This window comes from Burkholderia cepacia complex sp. TUM26381 (assembly GCF_057439935.1).
The window spans coordinates 3030738-3048338 of the sequence record NZ_CM172006.1; the positions used below are offsets into that span (position 1 = coordinate 3030738).

A 17601-nucleotide genomic window follows, 5' to 3' on the forward strand; every position below is an offset into this window, starting at 1 on the left:
GCGGACCGCGCCACCCGCGAGTCCGCCGCGACATACGAGAGACAACCATGTCACCTTATATTGCAGAATTCATCGGCACAGCGATCCTCGTGCTGCTCGGCAACGGCGCGGTCGCAAACGTGCTGCTTGCAAAGACCAAGGGCAAAGGCGCGGACCTGATCGTGATCGTGATGGGCTGGGCGATGGCCGTCTTCGTCGCCGTCTACGTGACCGCGTCGTTCAGCGGCGCGCACCTGAACCCGATCGTCACGATCAGCCTCGCGCTCGCGGGCAAGTTCGCGTGGTCGAAAGTCGGCGGCTACATCCTCGCGCAGATGCTCGGCGGGATGGCGGGCGCGCTGCTCGTGTGGCTCGCCTATCGCCAGCACTTCGCGAAGGAAGCCGATGCCGACCTGAAGCTCGCGGTGTTCTGCACGGCGCCGGCGATTCGCAGCGTCACGCACAACGTGCTGACCGAAGCGATCTGCACGTTCGTGCTGATCCTCGGCGTGCTGTACCTCGCATCGCCGCAGGTCGGCCTCGGCGCACTCGACGCGCTGCCCGTCGGCCTGCTCGTGCTCGGCATCGGCATCTCGCTCGGCGGCCCGACCGGCTATGCGATGAGCCCCGCGCGCGACCTGTCGCCGCGCATCATGCACGCGCTGCTGCCGATCCCCGGCAAGCGCGACAGCGACTGGCGCTATGCATGGGTGCCCGTCGTCGGCCCGCTGCTCGGCGGCGCCGCGGCCGCCGGCCTGTATCTGCACCTGCACACCACGATCTGATCGCGGTTTGAACGAAGCGCGCGGCGTTCGGCGTCGCGCGCTTCATTGCCCCGTCTCGCCTCCCGGCCGCTACCGGTCACTCACGGCCTTCACCAGCGATTTCAGCTTCACGTCGACGTCCGCGACGGCTGCCGGCGTCACGTCGATCCCGCGCTCGACCAGCATTCTCGCCACGCGCATTTCCTTGATGAATCCCGATGCACGGCCGAAGCCGCTTGCAGCGACGAGCCGCGTGCCCGCATCGAAATGGAAATGGATTTCAGCATCGTCGTCGAGCACGCGCGCAACCGACCGCTCGCCGAGCGCCGGCTCCCCGGCCACCTGCAACTGCGCGTCGTATTGATCGGACCAGAACCACGGCGTATCGCGATACGGCTCGCCCGCACCGAGCATGTTGCGGGCCGCGATGCGTGCCTGCGTCTCGGCGCCGTGCCACGTCTCCTGCCGAACCGGCCGCCCCGACAGGGCGCTCGGAAACACCGCGACATCGCCAGCCGCGTAAATGCCTTCAGCCGACGTCTCGAGCTGCGCGTTCACGACGATCCCGCGCTCGACCGCGAGGCCCGCGTCGCGCGCCAGTTCGTCGGCCGGTTCGATCCCGACGCCGGCGACGACCGTATCGGCGATCAGCGTGTCGCCATCGTCGAGCACGACCGCCAGCGCACCGCCGGACGTCCGCTCGATCGCAACGGGTTTCCGGTTCACGCGGATCGCCACGCCCTGCGCTTCGTGCAGGGCGTGCACGCGCGCCGCGATCGTCTCCGGCACCGCGCGCCCGAGCAGGCGCGGCGCCGCATCGAGCACGCTCACGCGGCAACCGCGCAATCGTGCCGACGCCGCCACTTCGAGACCGATGAAACCGCCGCCGATCAGCACGATCCGCGCGTCGGGCACGAGCCGCGCGCCGAGTGCCGCCGCATCGTCGAGTGTGCGCAACGCGAATACGCCATCGAGCGCCGCACCCGGAATTGCCAGGCGGCGCGCGCGGCCGCCGGTCGCGAGCAGCAGCGCCTCGTAGCCAAACACCCGCCTGCCCGACACGCGCGCTTCGCGTGCGTGCGGATCGATGCGCTCGACGGTTCCGACCACCGGCTCGATGCCGTCCGCCGCCCATGCGTCCGGATCGCGCAACCGGCATTGCGCCGCACTGCGCTCGCCCGTCAGCACGCCCTTCGACAACGGCGGCCGTTCGTACGGCAGGTGCGCCTCCGCGCCGATCAGCACGATGCGCCCGCGCCAGCCGGACTCGCGCAGCACCTGCGCCGCGCGGCCGCCCGCGTGGCCGGCGCCGACGATCGCCATCACCCGGTCGTCGATCATCGCGTCACACCTCGATCAGGATGCGGCCGTCTTCGATCTTCGCGCGGTACGTGCGCAGCTTCTCGCACGCGGGCGCCGACAGCGGCCGGCCGTCGCGCACGTCGAAGCGCCCGTTGTGCTTCGGGCATTCGATCACGTGATCCATCACGAACCCGTCCGCGAGATGCACCTGCTCGTGCGTGCACAGGCCGTCGCTCGCATAGACCTCGCCGTCGATCCGGTAAATCGCGTAGGTGCGGCCGTCGTGGTCGAAGCGCGCGACGTCTTCATCGTCGATGTCGTCGAGCGCACCGGTGTCGATCCATTGCGTCATGTTGCGTGTCTCCTTGGTGGGCGGGTTCGATGACGGTCATGCACGCACGGCGTCCGGCACGGGCCGCACGACATAGTCGGACGGGTCGCGCGTCTGCCGGACCAGCGCCGGCACGATCTCCGCGTACGCGGCCAGCGTGCTGCGGTACGGCGGCGGCATGTCGGCCTTCACGGCGTCGTGCAGTTCCGGCAGCGCGTGAAACGGCACCATCGGGAACATGTGGTGCTCGACGTGATAGTTCATGTTCCAGTACAGGAAGCGGAACACCGGATTCATCATCACGGTGCGGCAGTTGCGCCGGTGATCGAGCACGTTCTCGGGCATGCCCGCGTGCTGCGTCAGGCCGAAGTACAGGTACAGCCACGCGCCGTACAGGCTCGGCAGGCCGATGTAGAGCAGCGGCAGGATCGTGTGCCAATACAACGACGCACCGGCCACGAGCGCGTACACCGCGAGATGGATGCGCGACTCGCGCACGACCTTGCGCCATTCCGATTCGGGCACATAGGTGCGCTCCTCGTCGTCGAGTCGGCCGGTGAACGACACCGCGAGCATCTTGCGCAGTTCGCCGGCCACATGCTTCAGCGCGACGACGTTCAGCGCGAGCGCAAGCCAGTCGGTCGGCTTCGGCGCGGCGATTTCGGGATCGCGCCCAACGATCAGCGTATCGGTGTGATGCCGCGCATGGCTCCAGCGCCATGCGGTCGCGCGGCGGAACACCTGGAACGATGCGACCTGGTACAGCACGTCGTTCATCCAGCGTGTGCGGAACGCGGTGCCGTGCCCGCATTCGTGCCAGCGCGAGTCGGCCGGGCTGCAGTAAAGCGTGCCGTACACGAAGAACGCGGGGATCGCCCACGCCGAATGCGCGCGCCACGCCAGCCACGCGAGCCCGCCGCTGATCGCGATCGCCGCGTACCAGATCAGTGTGTCGCGGATCGCACGCGCATCGCCGCGCTGCATCAGCCGCTTCATCAGCGGCCGCGGCACCGCGCACCGGTACCATGCGGCGTTGACGAGCCCTGCCGCTTGCGCGCGCTCGCCGGCGCCGCCGGTCATTCTGTATTCCTGACGGCGTGCCGCCGTGCGGTCGCGCGCCGGGTGGTCGGGTTGAGCCACGTCTGTCTCCCTGGTTTCTGGTGCGGGGAAAGCGCAACGAGCGCTTCGCCATGGAATCAAAATTAGGCCCCCGGCCTGCGCTGCTCAATCGAAACGTTGACGAAATTTCGCCATCGCTTTAGCGTGTCCGGCAACGCCACGCGATCGATGGCGACCCCAACGATGGAGACGACCATGGCAGGTGAATCCGGGCCGCGCTGGCGCAAGCGCACCGCGCGCTTCGACGAGATCGCGGCGCTCGCGGGCGTCAGCACGACCACCGTCGACCGCGTGCTGAACGAGCGCGGCAGCGTGTCCGCGCAGGCGCGCGAACGCGTGGTGGCGGCCGCACGGCAGCTCGGCGTGCCGCGGCTGCTGCCCGACACGCGGCACGGGCTGATCCACGTCGACGTGCTGCTGCCGGACACCGACGCGCCGTTCTTCCGGCGGCTCCAGCAGGCGCTGCAGCGCTCGCTGCAGATGCTCGACCGGCGCGTGGTCGTGCACCGGACGATCCTGCCCGCCGCGGACGACGAACGCGCCGCCGCGCTGATCGAACGGCCCGCGTACCGGCGCGCGGCGCTGATCGTCACCGCGCGCGACACGGCCCGCGTGCGCGACGCACTGGCCGGCGCGATCGCGCGCGGCGAGACCGTCGTCACGATGGTCACCGACATCGGCGGCATCGATCGCGCGCACTTCGCCGGCATCGACAACTACCGCGCCGGACGCACGGCCGGCTACTACATCGGCCGCCTCGCGGCGCGCCCCGGCCGCGCGCTGCTGCTCGGCGGGCGCATGGGCTACCGCGCGCACGCCGACCGGATGGCCGGCTGCCGCGACCAGCTCGCCGACGCGTTCGCCGCGATCCGCTGCGACGACGAGCCGGTCGAAACGCTCGACCAGGACGACCGCTGCTACCGCGCGGTGACGAAAGCGCTGCAGGCGCACGACGACGTGGTCGCGATCTACAACAGCGGCGCCGGCTCGGCCGGCATCGAAGCGGCGCTGCGCAAGGCCGGCGCCATCGGGCGCGTCGTGTGGATCGGCCACGAGATGATCGACCAGCACCGCGCCTTCATCGAAGCCGGCGCGATGGATCTCGCGATCGACCAGGATCCGGACGGCCAGGCGATTTCCGCACTGCAGCACGTGCTGCATGCGTGCGGAATCGTCGAACAGCCGCCACCCGGCGACCCGGTCGAATTCCGCGTGTTCTGCCCGGCGAACGTGAGGACGAGCGCGTACCTGCAGCCGTGAATCGCGCCGCGCAACGCGCCGCGTGCGCCTGGCGAAAAAATCGACCGCCGCATTGGCGATTTTTCGTCAACGTCGGTCATGCAGCCCGCGCCGCGCATCCGTACATTGGACAGCCATCCGCAGGACAACAATGGACAGGAGACGATGGCTGAACCGATCCTCATCGGCGTGAACCTCGACGGCGTGCTCGAACACGACGGCCTGCCGTTGCCCGCGCCCGCCGAACGCTTCCGGATGGTCGCCGGCGCCGGCGTGTTCGATTACGTCGAAAAAAACCCGGTGCGCGGTGAAGACCTGTCGCCGTATTTCGCGCGGGTCGACCGCCATGCGCTGCCGATTCGCGTGATCGGCGGCATCTGGCGCGCCGGCCGCGACGAAGCGCACGTCGCCGAGATCGTCGACGCGGGCGCACGCCTCGGCAGCACGGTGCTCAACTGCCAGCTGTTCGCGCATCACGCGGACGGCCATCCGCTGTCGGACCGCGAAGTCGCCGATTTCTACCTGCGTACCTATGAACGCGGCGAGCCGGTTGGCTGCCTGCCGAGCCTCGAAGTGCACGTCGACATGTGGAGCGAGGATTTCGCGCGCGTGGCGCGCGTCGCGCAGCACGTCGAGCAGGCCGGCGCACCGTTCCGGATCACGCTCGATCATTCGCACCTGCTGTTCAAGATCGGCAATCGCCCCGAACTCGATGCATCGGGCCTGCGCGAACCCGCCGACGACGGCCGCGCGCGGCTCGACCCGGCTTCGCCCGCGGCCTTCTACACCGACTGGATCGCGCGCGGCTGGGTCCGGCATGCGCATGCGCGCAGCGTCGCGCCGAACAATCCGGACAACCGCTGGATGCGCCGCGCGGACGGCCGGCCCGGGCGCGGCATCCAGTACCCGTTCGTCGCGCCTGCGCCGGGCGCCTATCACGGCGAATGGCACGCGGCGGCGCTCGACACGTGGAAAGCCGCGCTGCGTCAGTTGCTGCGCGCGCAGATTCACGCGCGGCCGACGCAGCTCGAACAGATCAGTTGCGAGTTCATCCCGTTTCCCGACTACGGCGGCGGCGCCCGCTATTCGATCTTCGACAACAACGTCGCGTGTGCGCACTGGCTGCGCGACACGTGGCACGCCCTCGCCACGCGCACCGGCACCTGATTCGGACCCCGCCCCCACTCAAGCCCCAAGGACAGAACGATGACGCAAGCCTTCCATTTTTCGCTGAACCGGATGAGCGCGCCGCGCTTGCCGCTCGACCGCTACGTCGCACTGTGCCGGCGCCTCGGCGTCGACACGATCGAGATCCGCAACGATCTCGACGGCGTCGAGATCGCCGATGGCACGCCGGCCGCGGCCGTGCGCGCAACCGCCGAAGCCGGCGGCGTGACGATCCTGACGATCAACGCGCTGCAGCGCTTCGAGCAATGGAACGCCGAGCGCGCAGACGAAGCGACCGTGCTGGCCGACTACGCGGCGCAATGCGGCGCGCGTGCGCTGGTGCTGTGCCCGACCAACAGCCGCAACGACACGCGCGACGCGGACGCGCGCCATGCGGATCTCGTGAAGTCGTTGAAGGCGCTGAAGCCGATCCTCGAAGCACGCAACCTGCTCGGCTTCATCGAGCCGCTCGGCTTCGAGGAATGCGCGCTGCGCCGCAAGTCGGATGCGGTGAAAGGCCTCTACGACGCGGCGGGCGAACAGGTGTTCCGGCTCGTGCACGACACGTTCCACCACCACCTGTCCGGCGAGGACATCTTCTTCCCGAACCTGACGGGCCTCGTGCACATCTCCGGTGTCGAGGAAGCCGACCTGCCGGTCGACCGGATGCGCGACGGCCACCGCGTGCTGGTCGGCCACGCCGACCGGCTCGGCAACCTCCGGCAACTGCGCGAACTGCTTGCACGCGGCTACCGCGGCGCGTTCTCGTTCGAGCCGTTCGCGAGCGAGATCGCCGAGGCCGGCGACATCGAAGCGCGGCTGCGGGCGAGCATCGACTACGTGCGCGGTGAACTGGCGGATCGCTGATACAGCATCAGGGCACGCTGCCGACGCATGTCGCGTGCCTGGAAAACAATCGAATCAACAGGAGAACGGAATGATCGAATTCGCTTTGTTCGGCGCGGGCAGGATCGGCAAGATCCACGCGGCGAATCTCGCGCGCCATCCGGGCGCGAAGCTCAGGTACGTGATCGACCGGCATGCGCCGTCGGCCGAAGCGCTCGCGCACGCGCACGGCGCGCAGGTCGCCGACATCGCGCGCGCGCTCGGCGACGCGTCGGTGCAGGCTGTCGTGATCGCGTCGAGCACCGACACGCACGCGGACCTGATCGTCGCGGCCGCGAACGCGGGCAAGGCCGTGTTCTGCGAGAAGCCGGTCGACCTGACCGTCGAACGCGCGCGCGCGTGCGCGGACGTCGTGCGGCGCACCGGCGTGACCTGCATGATCGGCTTCCAGCGCCGCTTCGACCCGACGTTCGCGGCGCTGAAGGCACGTGTCGAGCGCGGCGAGATCGGTGCGCCGGAAATGCTGGTCGTCACGAGCCGCGACCCGGGCGCGCCGCCGGCCGACTACCTCCGCAGCTCGGGCGGCATCTTCAAGGACATGCTGATCCACGACTTCGACGTGTTCCGCTGGATCCTCGGCGACGAAGCGCAGACGCTGCACGCAACCGGCAGTTGCCTGACCGACCCGGCCGTACACGAAGCAGGCGACATCGATTCGACGGCCGTGACGATCCGCACGCGGCGCGGGTTGCTGTGCCAGATCAACACGTCGCGGCGCGCGGCCTACGGCTACGACCAGCGCTTCGAGCTGCTCGGCAGCAACGGGATGCTGCAGGCCGGCAACGTGCGGCCGACCGAGGTGAGCGCCTGGCTCGCCGGCGGCATCGCGGCCGACGTGCCGGAGCCGTTCTTCCTCGAGCGCTACCGGCATGCGTACGCGGCCGAGATCGCGCACTTCGTCGACGCGCTGCGCGACGGCACGCCGGTCCGGACGACGATCGACGACGGATTCGCCGCGCTCGAGCTGGCCGAAGCCGCGATGACGTCGTGGAAAACGAGGCGCGTGATCGAGCTGTAACGCGACAAACAGCGGCGGCCCGGGCACCCGGACTGCCGCCATCGGGCGATCGGCGCGGCGGCGGCACGGAATGCGGCAACCGCACGCCCGCATCGGGCAAATTTGCCGAAACGTCGCGCGGCACGCGCGTGAAAGCACGTATGATGGCGAATTGATCGGCGTCGCCGGTCTACCGCATTTTCATCACCATGCTCGATCACCTCATCTGCGACTGCGACGGCGTGCTCGTCGACAGCGAAGTCATCGCCGACCGCGTGCTGCTCGATACGCTGTCCGCCACGTTCCCGAACCTCGATTTCGAAGCCGCCGCGAAATCGGCATTCGGCCAGCAGACGTCGCGCTTCCTCGCCGGGATCGAATCCCGCTTCGGGATCGAGATGCCCGCGAACTTCATCGAGACCATCGAGCACAACATCGAGGTCGCGCTCGCACAATCGCTCGCGCCGATCTCCGGCGTGCGCGACGCGCTGCTGAAGGTCACGCTGCCGGCGGCCGTCGTATCGAACAGCCGGCTCGTACGCGTGCGCAACTCGCTGAAACGCGCGGCGCTCACCGAGATCTTCGGCGAGCGCGTATTCAGTTCCGAGCAGGTGGCGCGCCCGAAACCCTACCCCGACGTGTACCTGCATGCGGCCCGGACGCTCGGCGTGGCGCCGGCGCGCTGCATCGTCGTCGAGGACAGCGTATCGGGGTTGAATGCCGCGCGCGCGGCCGGGATGAAGACGATCGCGTTCGTCGGCGCGAGCCACATCCCCGACAACTACGCGGACGCGCTGCGTGCGATGGGCATCACGCGGATCATGCGCAAGATGGACGAATTGCCGTCGCTCGTCGAAGCCGGCATGCGCGGCGAATTCGGCGACGTGCAGTCCTGATTGCCAGTCAGGCCGGATCGGGTCGATCCGGCCCGCCACGGGTGCGCGAACGCACCCGCCTTCCCTTCACTCAGGCCGGTTCGCAGCAGCGCTCGCGCGCGGCCGCCAGCGCCTCGCGAAACTCGACGAGTTCCGCGATCGTCAGCATCGGCAACCCGTGCCGTTGCGCGAAAAGCTCGACCTCGTCGCCGCGCGTCATCGTGCCATCCGGATTCATCAGCTCGCACAGCACGCCGGCCGGCTTCAGGCCCGCGAGGATCGACAGGTCGACCGTGCCTTCGGTGTGACCGCGGCGCGCGAGCACGCCACCGGGTTGCGCACGCAACGGAAATACGTGGCCGGGCCGCACGATGTCGTGCGGCTTTGCGCCTTCCGCGATCGCCGCGCGGATCGTCGTCACGCGATCGGCCGCCGACACACCGGTATGCACGCCTTCGCGCGCTTCGATCGACACCGTGAACGCGGTGCCGTTGCGGCTCTCGTTGGTCTGCACCATCGGCGGCAGTTCGAGCGCGCGCACCGTGTCGTCGGTCAGGCACAGGCACACGATGCCGCTGCACTCGCGGATCAGCAGCGCCATCGTCTCGGGCGTGATGCGCTCGGCGGCGACGATCAGGTCGGCTTCGTTCTCGCGGTCGTGGTCATCCTGCAGCACGACCGCACGGCCTGCGCGCATCGCATCGAGCGCAGCGGCGATGCGCGGCGGCACCGGTTCGGAATCCAGCAACGGGAGATCGGCAAAGGCGTCGGCGGGTGCCGACGATACGGACATCAAGGACATGTGAAACGCTCCTCGCAAATACGATTTGGGCGAAAAACGTTTCAGGGCATTGCAAACAGACAGAACGACAACCCGCTTCGCATGCGTCGCGAAGCGGCCCTGACGGACATGACTATCTGCACATCTTCTCTCATCCGGACTATGACCGTCGGCTCTGGCATTCGACCAGATCTGCTGACCCCGCGCGGATGCGCGGGCGCTCGCGGGCTCGCCGGCTTACGCCAGCCTACCGCCGGTGGGGAATTTCGCCCCGCCCTGAAGACGCACTGATTGCCGGACGGGGGTTCCCCGTCACCGGCGGGCCAAGCATACCGCAGCCGCGCGCGAAGCGCAGCGAACCACACCTAAAACCTTACTGACGACTCCGTCTAACGGCATCGTCCGAACGGCCGATCACCTGGCCGCGCTCCCGCGCAACAGCGGCAAAGCGGCCGTTCCGTACTCGTACTGCCCGCCCGGTCAGTGGGCCGCGTGCGCCGCGTCGGGCACGAGCCAGCGCGGCGGCACCTCGGGGCTCACCGTCACGCGGAACGCGCGCGCTTCGCTGTCGCCCGGGTTGCGCAGGCTGTACGGCTGGTCGGCATCGAACACGATCGCGTCGCCGGTCGCGAGCAACTGGCGACGGTCGTGCACGCTGACTTCGAGCGTGCCTTCGCTGACGACGAGGTTGACCGTCGTGCCGGGCGCGCGGCGCGCGCCGGGCTCCGTATGCAGCGGCGCGATCCGCAGCTCGTGGAATTCGGCCGCGGCCGGCTCGCCTTCCGGATACAGCGCGCGTGCCGAGAAACGGCCGTTCGAACTGACGACGCGCGAGGCGCGTTCGGCCGCCAGATGCTCGAAGCCGTTCACCGCATGGCGGCGCAGGAACGCAGCGACCGACACCTTCAATGCCGCTGCGATCTTGCAGAGCACCTTGATCGACGGCACGCTGCGCGCCGATTCGATCTGCGCGAGCATCGCGCGCGACACGCCGGACAGCCGCGCGAGCGCATCGAGCGACAGCTGCCGCTCGGCGCGCAAGCGCGCGAGGTTCACGCCGACGACCTGCTCGAGGAGGTCGAGCGACGCGGACGCGCGCAGGTCGGCAGCATTGCCGGACTCGAAGGAAGACACGTCGCGCACGAGCGCCAGGGATGAAGACATAGCATTGCCTCCGGGCCGCTGCGCGGCCCTGCGTATGGGGTAAGCCGGGATCGGAATCGGGTTGCGCCAGCCTTGGCGCGTATCGAAACGCTATCACCCGGCCTTGCACGGGCAAACGAAGTTATCTTCACACCGTTATCAGCATCGCGGAGGAATGCGTTTCTCGCGAACCTTTTCCTGCCGCTATCGCGTCACCGCCTGCTCGCCGCGGCAACGCTCACTGCGCGGCCGGCGCCGCGCCGCGTGCCGGGCCGCGCGCGTCGAGCCGCATCGCGAACCACGTGACGACCAGCGCCGCGAACGTCACCGCAACCGCGACCCACGGCAGCGCGTCGAGCGCGAAGCCGTGTTCCAGCGCGAGGCCGCCGAGCCACGCGCCGCCCGCATTGCCGACGTTGAACGCGCCGATGTTCAGCGTCGACGCGAGATGCGGTGCGCTCGCGGCCTTCTCGACCACGCGCGCCTGCAGCGGCGGCACCGTCGCGAACGCGGCGATCCCCCAGACGAATACGGTGACGGCGGCCGCGACCGGCAGGTGGCTCGTCTTCGCGAACACGGCCATCACGGCCATCAGCGCGACGAGGATCGCGATCAGCGACGGCATCAGCGCGCGGTCGGCGAGCTTGCCGCCGAGCGTGTTGCCGATCGTCAGCCCGGCGCCGAACAGCACGAGGACCAGCGCGACCGCGCGCGGCGAGTAGCCGGACACGGTTTCCAGAATCGGCGCGATGTACGTGAACACGACGAACACGCCGCCGAAGCCGAGCACCGTCATCAGCAGCGCGAGCCATACCTGCGGCTCCTTCAGCACGCGCACTTCGTGACCGAGGCCGACCGGCCCGCTGTCATGACGGTTCGGCACCAGCGCCGCCACGCCGCCGAGCGCCAGCACGCCGAGCGCTGCGACGATCCAGAACGACGCGCGCCAGCCGAGCAGCTGGCCGACGAACGTGCCGAACGGCACGCCGAGCACGTTCGACAGCGTGAGCCCGGTGAACATCAGCGCGATCGCGCTCGCGCGCTTGTCGGTCGGCACGAGCGACGCGGCGACCACCGCGCCGATCCCGAAGAACGATCCGTGCGCGAACGACGTGACGACGCGCGCGACCATCAGCATCGCGTAGCCGGACGCGGTCGCGCACAGCACGTTGCCGACGATGAAGATCGCCATCAGCAGTTGCAGCGCGGCCTTGCGCGGCATGCGGCTCGTCAGCACCGCGAGCAGCGGCGCGCCGGCCGCGACGCCGAGCGCATAGCCGGTGACGAGCAGGCCGGCCGACGGCAGCGACACGGCCAGGTCGTGCGCGACTTCGGGCAGCAGGCCCATGATGATGAATTCGGTGGTGCCGATGGCGAAGGCGCTGATCGCGAGCGCCAGTAACGGAATGGGCATGACGTTCTCCGGAAGGCGGCGGCCGCGGCGACCGGTCGGTGCCGCACCGCACAAGAAGCGGGATGTGCGCGCATTGTCCCGAAGACGCCTATATTTGATAATTGGCGTGGCATTTGAACCATTTTCAAATATTTCTGGAAAATCGCATGGACCGACTGGGCGATATCCGGCTGTTCGTCGAAGCCGCGGAACTGGGCAGCCTGTCGGCCGCCGGGCGCAAGCTGAACCTCACGCCGGCTGCCGCGAGCGCGCGCCTCGCGAAGCTCGAGGCGGCAGTCGCGACCCGGCTGTTCGACCGTTCGACCCGGCAGTTGCGGCTCACCGACGAGGGCCGCCTGTACCTGAACGGGTGCCGGCAGGGGTTGCAGGCGCTCGACGACGCCAACGCGCTGCTGCAGGCCGGCCGCAACGTCGTCGGCGGCCGGGTGCGGCTGTCGGCGACATCCGATTTCGGCCGCCGCCGCTTGCTCGACTGGCTCGACGAATTCACCGTGCGCTACCCGGACGTCACGTTCTCGCTCACGGCGTCCGACTCGACGGTCAACCTGTGGCAGGACGAGATCGATCTCGCGATCCGCTTCGCCGCCCCGCCCGATGGCGCGCTGATCGCCCGCCGGCTCGCCGCGGACCGGCGCGTGCCGTGCGCGGCGCCGTCGTTCGTCGCCCGTCACGGCGCGCCGCGCGATCCTCACGATCTCGCCCGATTTCCCTGCAACGTGATCACGGTCGCGTCCGGGCCGATGAACACGTGGCACTTCACGCGCGACGGCGACGCGCAAACCTGCACGGTGCCGCTCGCCACCGCGTTCGAGACCAACGACGGCGGCCTCGCCCGCGAGTGGGCGCTACGCGGGCACGGCATCGTGCTGAACTCGATCTGGGATGTCGCCGACGACATACGCGCGGGGCGGCTCACGGTCCTGCTGCCCGACTGGCGGCACCAGGGTGCGCCGCTGCACGCCATCTACCCCGGCAAGCGCTACATGGCGCCGCGCGTGCGCGTGCTGCTCGACTTTCTCGCCGAACGCTTCGCGCGCGAGGAAGCCGCGCTCGACGACCTGCTGAACGCGTGCCGCTGACGCCCGGCGCATCGCCGATCCGGGGTCGGAACCTGACACCCGGCGTCGCGCGGCCGCAACCCGCCGCCCGTCCCGAGCGGCGCGAAAAGCTATAATGGAAGGCTTTCCCGACGGCTTTTCCTGCTCGCTGCGCGCATCTGCGTGCAGCGCACGGCCGTCCCGATTCACCCTTGACGACGCCCCCAGGTCAACCACTGCGAACGGCGAATCCCCATGACCAAGAAAGTTTACGTAAAGACCTTCGGCTGCCAGATGAACGAGTACGACTCGGACAAGATGGTGGACGTGCTCAATGCCTCCGAAGGCCTCGAAAAGACCGACACGCCGGAAGACGCCGACATCATCCTGTTCAACACGTGCTCGGTGCGTGAAAAGGCGCAGGAGAAGGTGTTCTCCGATCTCGGCCGCGTGCGCGAGCTGAAGGCAGCGAAGCCCGGCCTGCTGATCGGCGTCGGCGGCTGCGTCGCGAGCCAGGAAGGCGCGTCGATCGTGTCGCGCGCGCCGTACGTCGACCTCGTGTTCGGCCCGCAAACCCTGCATCGCTTGCCGCAGATGATCGACGCGCGCCGCGAGAGCGGCCGCGCGCAGGTCGACATCTCGTTCCCGGAAATCGAGAAGTTCGACCACCTGCCGCCCGCGCGCGTCGAAGGGCCGAGCGCATTCGTGTCGATCATGGAAGGCTGCTCGAAGTACTGCAGCTACTGCGTGGTGCCGTACACCCGCGGCGATGAGGTGTCGCGCCCGCTCGACGACGTGCTGACCGAAGTGGCCGGCCTCGCCGACCAGGGCGTGCGCGAAGTCACGCTGCTCGGCCAGAACGTGAACGCATACCGCGGCGCGCTGGCGGCCGGCTCGTCGGACATCGCCGATTTCGCGACGCTGATCGAATACGTCGCCGACATCCCCGGCATCGAGCGGATCCGCTATACGACGTCGCACCCGAAGGAATTCACGCAGCGCCTGATCGACACCTACGCGAAGGTGCCGAAGCTCGTGAGCCACCTGCACCTGCCGGTCCAGCACGGCTCCGACCGTATCCTGATGGCGATGAAGCGCGGCTACACGGTGCTCGAATACAAGTCGGTGATCCGCAAGCTGCGCGCGATCCGCCCCGACCTGTCGCTGTCGACCGACATGATCGTCGGCTTCCCCGGCGAGACCGAGGACGATTTCGACAAGATGATGGCGCTGGTGCACGAGATGCGCTACGACACGAGCTTCTCGTTCATCTACAGCCCGCGCCCCGGCACGCCGGCCGCGAACCTGCACGACGACACGCCGCGCGAAGTGAAGCTCAAACGCCTGCAACATCTGCAGGCGACCATCGAGGAAAACGTCGCGCGCATCAGCGAGTCGATGGTCGGGAAGGTCGAGCGGATCCTCGTCGAGGGCCCGTCGCGCAAGGACCCGAACGAACTCGCGGGCCGCACCGAGAACAACCGGGTCGTGAATTTCCCGGCGCCGCTTGCGTCGCACCCGCGCCTGATCGGCCAGATGATCGACGTGAAGATCAACCACGCGTACCCGCACTCGCTGCGCGGCGAGCTCGTGCTCGTCAGCGACGACGCGAGCGCGGCCACCCACTGATTGACGCTCAACAGGAGCCCGACGCTACTTTGAAGACCGTCCAAGCACTGGAATTCACTGCCCCGCGCGACGACAACGCGCGCCTCGCCAACCTCTGCGGCCCGCTCGACGAGAACCTGCGGCAGATCGAACAGGCACTCGACGTCACGCTCGCGCGGCGCGGCCACCGGATCACGATCCGCGGGCGCGGCGCCAAGCTCGCGCTCGCCGCGCTCGAAAACTTCTACAACCGCGCGCGCGATCCGTTGTCGGTCGACGACATCCAGCTCGCGCTGGTCGAAGTGCGCCACACGACCGGCAACGGCCGCCAGGACACGGTCGACGTGCGCTTCCGCGGCGACCCCGACCATCCGTTCGACGAGCCCGTCGTGCAGCTCGACGCCAGCGAGCCGGAAGAAGAGCCCGGGCCGAAGCTGTACACGCGGCGTGCCGACCTGCGCGGCCGCACGCCCGCGCAGCGCGAGTACCTGAAGCAGATCCTGTCGCACGATGTGACGCTCGGCATCGGGCCGGCCGGCACCGGCAAGACCTACCTTGCGGTTGCATGCGCGGTCGACGCGCTCGAGCGCGACCAGGTCAAGCGGATCGTGCTGACGCGCCCGGCCGTCGAGGCCGGCGAACGGCTCGGCTTCCTGCCGGGCGATCTTGCGCAGAAGGTCGACCCGTACCTGCGTCCGCTGTACGACGCGCTGTACGACCTGCTCGGTTTCGACAAGACGGCCAAGATGTTCGAGCGCCAGATGATCGAGATCGCGCCGCTCGCGTACATGCGCGGCCGCACGCTGAACCACGCGTTCATCATCCTCGACGAGGCGCAGAACACGACGCCCGAGCAGATGAAGATGTTCCTCACGCGGATCGGCTTCGGCTCGAAGGCGGTCGTGACCGGCGACACGAGCCAGGTCGACCTGCCGCGCGGCCACAAGAGCGGTCTCGTCGAAGCACAGCAGGTGCTCGGCGGCGTGCGCGGCATCGCACTCACGCGCTTCACGAGCGCCGACGTCGTGCGCCATCCGCTCGTCGCGCGCATCGTCGAGGCATACGACGAGTTCCACGCGCAGCATCAGGACGGCTGAGCGGCCGCGCACGCGTGCTGCCCCGGCCTGCCGGCCCGGCCCGCCACACGGCGCGCCGGGCTTTTTTTCGCCTGGTTGAATTCGGGTGGGATCGGCCGTTTGGTGTATCCTCAACGCGTCCCAATCGCCGCACGCGTCATGAAATCCTCCCGTTCCCGCAAGTCCGGTCGCGCCGAGTCCGCCGCGCCCGAATCTCCCCGCCTTTCGCTGTTCGATGCGAAGGGCAAGGCCCGGACCGTCAACGCACAAGGGCTGCGGATCGACTTCCCGGACGGCCGCAGCCTGATGTTCGACCTGTCGGGCAGCTCGGGCGACGCGGCTGTCGCGATCGTCGCGCAGCACAACGATCCGGCGATGCGCGCGAAGCTCGCGCTGCAGCCCGAGCACTACGACAGCGTGACGCTGCACGTCGGCGCCGAGCTCGCGCCGCGCGAAGACGACCTCGACGATGCGCCGCGCGCGCTGGAACTCGAGCTGTCCGTGCAGTACGGCGACGAGATCACGAGCGACGTGCGCAAGACGCTGCCCAAGCGCAAGCTGATCGCCGAATGGATCGAGCCGGCGCTGTTCGCGAGCGCGCAGCTCACCGTGCGCTTCGTCGGCGAAAACGAAGGCCGCACGCTGAACGCCGGCTACCGCCACAAGGACTACCCGACCAACGTGCTGACCTTCGCATACGACGCGGCGCCCGACGGCACCGTGATCGGCGATCTCGTGCTGTGCTGCCCGGTCGTCGAGAAGGAAGCGCACGAACAGGGCAAGCCGCTCACGGCCCATTACGCGCACCTGCTGGTGCACGGCGCGCTGCACGCGCAGGGTTACGATCACGAAACGAGCGACGAGGACGCGGCCGAAATGGAAGCGCTCGAAGTCGACATCCTCGCGAAGCTGGGTTTCCCGAACCCGTACCAGTAAGCCGTCCGCACGATGCGCAACACCGCGACGCTGCCGCCCGCCTACCCGCCGTCGATCGGCGCGGGCCGGCTGCTGACGGAAGACGAGCTCGCGGCATCGCTCGCGCACACGATGCGCGACTGGGACGGCCGGCAGGATCTCTGGCTGTTCGGCTATGGCTCGCTGATCTGGAACCCCGGTCTGCCGACCGTCGCCGCCGTGCGCGGCAAGGTGCACGGCTACCATCGCGGCCTCTACCTGTGGTCGCGCGTGAACCGCGGCACCCCCGAGCGCCCGGGCCTCGTGCTCGCGCTCGATCGCGGCGGTTCGTGCTCGGGCATCGCATTCCGGCTCTCCGGCCCGACCGCGCAGCCGCATCTCGAGACGTTGTGGAAGCGCGAAATGCCGATGGGTTCGTACCGGCCCGCGTGGCTGCCGTGCTCGCTCGAGACCGGCGAACGCGTGAACGCGCTCGCGTTCGTGATGCGCCGCGACGTACCGACCTATACGGGCAAGCTGACCGACCCCGTCGTGAAGGAAGTGTTCAGCTGCGCGGCCGGCCGCTACGGCACGACGCTCGACTACGTGAGCCGCACGGTCGACGCGCTGCGCGCGAGCGGCATTCCCGACCGTGCGCTGGAAGGGTTGCTCGCGCGATGCCGGTGATGCGGCACGACGCCCGCGCATTCGAACGAGGACACCGCCAATGAAACCGTCACGCTGGTCGCGTTACCGGATCGCCACGCTGATCGTCGCCGCGAGCGTCGCGCTGTCCGGCTGCGGGATCCTCGGCTGCGGCGGCGCCGCGACCAACGGCGCGGCCGGCGGCGGCTGCTCGGCCGGCATGCGGTTCTGAGCCGCGCACCGGCGGCGCGCGCGTGCGGCAGAATGCCGCCGACACGGGCCGCCTGCCGCGCAGCGCCTCGCCGGTCTTTCCGCCCCCGTTTT

General features: G+C 69.0%; 18 protein-coding genes and 1 riboswitch. Of the genes, 12 read left to right on the forward strand and 6 right to left on the reverse strand.

What is annotated here, in order from left to right; genetic code table 11:
• Positions 1–47 precede the first annotated feature (47 nt).
• Positions 48–764 carry an MIP/aquaporin family protein gene (locus tag ACWMMN_RS14245; protein WP_059233266.1) on the forward strand — a complete coding sequence of 239 codons (717 nt, stop codon included), beginning with the start codon at positions 48–50 and terminating at the stop codon, positions 762–764.
• Positions 765–833: 69 nt separating this feature from the next.
• On the opposite strand, the gene ACWMMN_RS14250 is transcribed toward ACWMMN_RS14245, so the two are convergent.
• The 3 genes from ACWMMN_RS14250 to ACWMMN_RS14260 are packed head-to-tail and all read right to left on the reverse strand — an operon-like array spanning position 834 to position 3516.
• Positions 834–2084, reverse strand: a complete 1251-nt coding sequence (locus ACWMMN_RS14250; protein ID WP_486422781.1) for an NAD(P)/FAD-dependent oxidoreductase — start codon at positions 2082–2084, stop codon at positions 834–836.
• Positions 2085–2088: 4 nt separating this feature from the next.
• Positions 2089–2397, reverse strand: coding sequence for a non-heme iron oxygenase ferredoxin subunit (locus ACWMMN_RS14255; RefSeq protein WP_059233264.1), 309 nt, complete (start codon positions 2395–2397; stop codon positions 2089–2091).
• Positions 2398–2433: 36 nt separating this feature from the next.
• The gene (locus ACWMMN_RS14260; RefSeq protein WP_486422782.1) at positions 2434–3516 is read right to left on the reverse strand and encodes a fatty acid desaturase family protein; all 1083 of its coding nucleotides are present in this window, start codon (positions 3514–3516) and stop codon (positions 2434–2436) included.
• Positions 3517–3690: 174 nt separating this feature from the next.
• On the opposite strand from ACWMMN_RS14260, the gene ACWMMN_RS14265 reads away from it, so the two are divergent.
• The 5 genes from ACWMMN_RS14265 to ACWMMN_RS14285 all read left to right on the forward strand — a co-directional run bounded on the left by ACWMMN_RS14265 (position 3691) and on the right by ACWMMN_RS14285 (position 8700).
• Entirely contained in the window at positions 3691–4755 is a 1065-nt protein-coding gene (locus ACWMMN_RS14265) for a LacI family DNA-binding transcriptional regulator (protein ID WP_174993170.1), read from the forward strand.
• Positions 4756–4899: 144 nt separating this feature from the next.
• Complete coding sequence (locus tag ACWMMN_RS14270) at positions 4900–5901, forward strand: xylose isomerase (RefSeq protein ID WP_486422783.1); 1002 nt, start codon at positions 4900–4902, stop codon at positions 5899–5901.
• 39 nt (positions 5902–5940) lie between these two features.
• Complete coding sequence (locus tag ACWMMN_RS14275; protein ID WP_486422784.1) at positions 5941–6768, forward strand: TIM barrel protein; 828 nt, start codon at positions 5941–5943, stop codon at positions 6766–6768.
• A 70-nt stretch (positions 6769–6838) separates the two neighbouring features.
• Positions 6839–7825, forward strand: coding sequence for an inositol 2-dehydrogenase (gene iolG / locus ACWMMN_RS14280; RefSeq protein WP_486422785.1), 987 nt, complete (start codon positions 6839–6841; stop codon positions 7823–7825).
• 188 nt (positions 7826–8013) lie between these two features.
• Complete coding sequence (locus ACWMMN_RS14285; protein ID WP_059233259.1) at positions 8014–8700, forward strand: HAD family hydrolase; 687 nt, start codon at positions 8014–8016, stop codon at positions 8698–8700.
• Positions 8701–8770: 70 nt separating this feature from the next.
• On the opposite strand, the gene ribB is transcribed toward ACWMMN_RS14285, so the two are convergent.
• The 3 genes from ribB to ACWMMN_RS14300 form a co-directional block, all read right to left on the reverse strand.
• The gene (gene ribB / locus ACWMMN_RS14290; protein ID WP_059233258.1) at positions 8771–9481 is read right to left on the reverse strand and encodes a 3,4-dihydroxy-2-butanone-4-phosphate synthase; all 711 of its coding nucleotides are present in this window, start codon (positions 9479–9481) and stop codon (positions 8771–8773) included.
• 118 nt (positions 9482–9599) lie between these two features.
• Positions 9600–9748: riboswitch (FMN riboswitch) on the reverse strand.
• Between the two features lie 192 nt (positions 9749–9940).
• Positions 9941–10624, reverse strand: a complete 684-nt coding sequence (locus ACWMMN_RS14295) for a helix-turn-helix domain-containing protein (protein WP_059233257.1) — start codon at positions 10622–10624, stop codon at positions 9941–9943.
• A 217-nt stretch (positions 10625–10841) separates the two neighbouring features.
• Positions 10842–12017 (reverse strand): MFS transporter, encoded by a 1176-nt coding sequence (locus tag ACWMMN_RS14300; protein ID WP_174993174.1) that lies wholly within the window; start codon positions 12015–12017, stop codon positions 10842–10844.
• Between the two features lie 146 nt (positions 12018–12163).
• Here ACWMMN_RS14300 and ACWMMN_RS14305 point away from each other — a divergent pair, with 146 nt between their 5' ends.
• From ACWMMN_RS14305 to ACWMMN_RS14330, 6 genes are all read left to right on the forward strand, one after another.
• The gene (locus ACWMMN_RS14305) at positions 12164–13096 is read left to right on the forward strand and encodes a LysR family transcriptional regulator (RefSeq protein WP_059233255.1); all 933 of its coding nucleotides are present in this window, start codon (positions 12164–12166) and stop codon (positions 13094–13096) included.
• Positions 13097–13309: 213 nt separating this feature from the next.
• Positions 13310–14683: a tRNA (N6-isopentenyl adenosine(37)-C2)-methylthiotransferase MiaB gene (gene miaB / locus ACWMMN_RS14310; RefSeq protein WP_256085256.1), complete on the forward strand. Its 1374-nt coding sequence runs from the start codon at positions 13310–13312 to the stop codon at positions 14681–14683.
• Positions 14684–14712: 29 nt separating this feature from the next.
• Complete coding sequence (locus ACWMMN_RS14315) at positions 14713–15759, forward strand: PhoH family protein (RefSeq protein ID WP_059233253.1); 1047 nt, start codon at positions 14713–14715, stop codon at positions 15757–15759.
• Between the two features lie 138 nt (positions 15760–15897).
• A complete protein-coding gene (gene ybeY / locus ACWMMN_RS14320; protein ID WP_059233252.1) occupies positions 15898–16674 on the forward strand; it encodes an rRNA maturation RNase YbeY in 777 nt (258 codons plus the stop codon).
• 12 nt (positions 16675–16686) lie between these two features.
• The gene (locus ACWMMN_RS14325; RefSeq protein ID WP_059233251.1) at positions 16687–17319 is read left to right on the forward strand and encodes a gamma-glutamylcyclotransferase; all 633 of its coding nucleotides are present in this window, start codon (positions 16687–16689) and stop codon (positions 17317–17319) included.
• A gap of 40 nt (positions 17320–17359) precedes the next feature.
• Positions 17360–17509, forward strand: a complete 150-nt coding sequence (locus ACWMMN_RS14330) for a hypothetical protein (RefSeq protein ID WP_174993177.1) — start codon at positions 17360–17362, stop codon at positions 17507–17509.
• Positions 17510–17601: the final 92 nt, after the last annotated feature.

Coding starts and splice junctions, on each gene's coding strand:
- ACWMMN_RS14245 (WP_059233266.1), top strand. CDS start 48: ATGTCACCTTATATTGCAGAATTCATCGGCACAGCGATCCTCGTGCTG.
- iolG (WP_486422785.1), top strand. CDS start 6,839: ATGATCGAATTCGCTTTGTTCGGCGCGGGCAGGATCGGCAAGATCCAC.
- miaB (WP_256085256.1), top strand. CDS start 13,310: ATGACCAAGAAAGTTTACGTAAAGACCTTCGGCTGCCAGATGAACGAG.
- ACWMMN_RS14305 (WP_059233255.1), top strand. CDS start 12,164: ATGGACCGACTGGGCGATATCCGGCTGTTCGTCGAAGCCGCGGAACTG.
- ACWMMN_RS14250 (WP_486422781.1), bottom strand. CDS start 2,084: ATGATCGACGACCGGGTGATGGCGATCGTCGGCGCCGGCCACGCGGGC.
- ACWMMN_RS14300 (WP_174993174.1), bottom strand. CDS start 12,017: ATGCCCATTCCGTTACTGGCGCTCGCGATCAGCGCCTTCGCCATCGGC.
- ACWMMN_RS14285 (WP_059233259.1), top strand. CDS start 8,014: ATGCTCGATCACCTCATCTGCGACTGCGACGGCGTGCTCGTCGACAGC.
- ACWMMN_RS14270 (WP_486422783.1), top strand. CDS start 4,900: ATGGCTGAACCGATCCTCATCGGCGTGAACCTCGACGGCGTGCTCGAA.
- ACWMMN_RS14275 (WP_486422784.1), top strand. CDS start 5,941: ATGACGCAAGCCTTCCATTTTTCGCTGAACCGGATGAGCGCGCCGCGC.
- ribB (WP_059233258.1), bottom strand. CDS start 9,481: ATGTCCTTGATGTCCGTATCGTCGGCACCCGCCGACGCCTTTGCCGAT.
- ACWMMN_RS14265 (WP_174993170.1), top strand. CDS start 3,691: ATGGCAGGTGAATCCGGGCCGCGCTGGCGCAAGCGCACCGCGCGCTTC.
- ACWMMN_RS14330 (WP_174993177.1), top strand. CDS start 17,360: ATGAAACCGTCACGCTGGTCGCGTTACCGGATCGCCACGCTGATCGTC.
- ACWMMN_RS14255 (WP_059233264.1), bottom strand. CDS start 2,397: ATGACGCAATGGATCGACACCGGTGCGCTCGACGACATCGACGATGAA.
- ACWMMN_RS14325 (WP_059233251.1), top strand. CDS start 16,687: ATGCGCAACACCGCGACGCTGCCGCCCGCCTACCCGCCGTCGATCGGC.
- ACWMMN_RS14295 (WP_059233257.1), bottom strand. CDS start 10,624: ATGTCTTCATCCCTGGCGCTCGTGCGCGACGTGTCTTCCTTCGAGTCC.
- ybeY (WP_059233252.1), top strand. CDS start 15,898: ATGAAATCCTCCCGTTCCCGCAAGTCCGGTCGCGCCGAGTCCGCCGCG.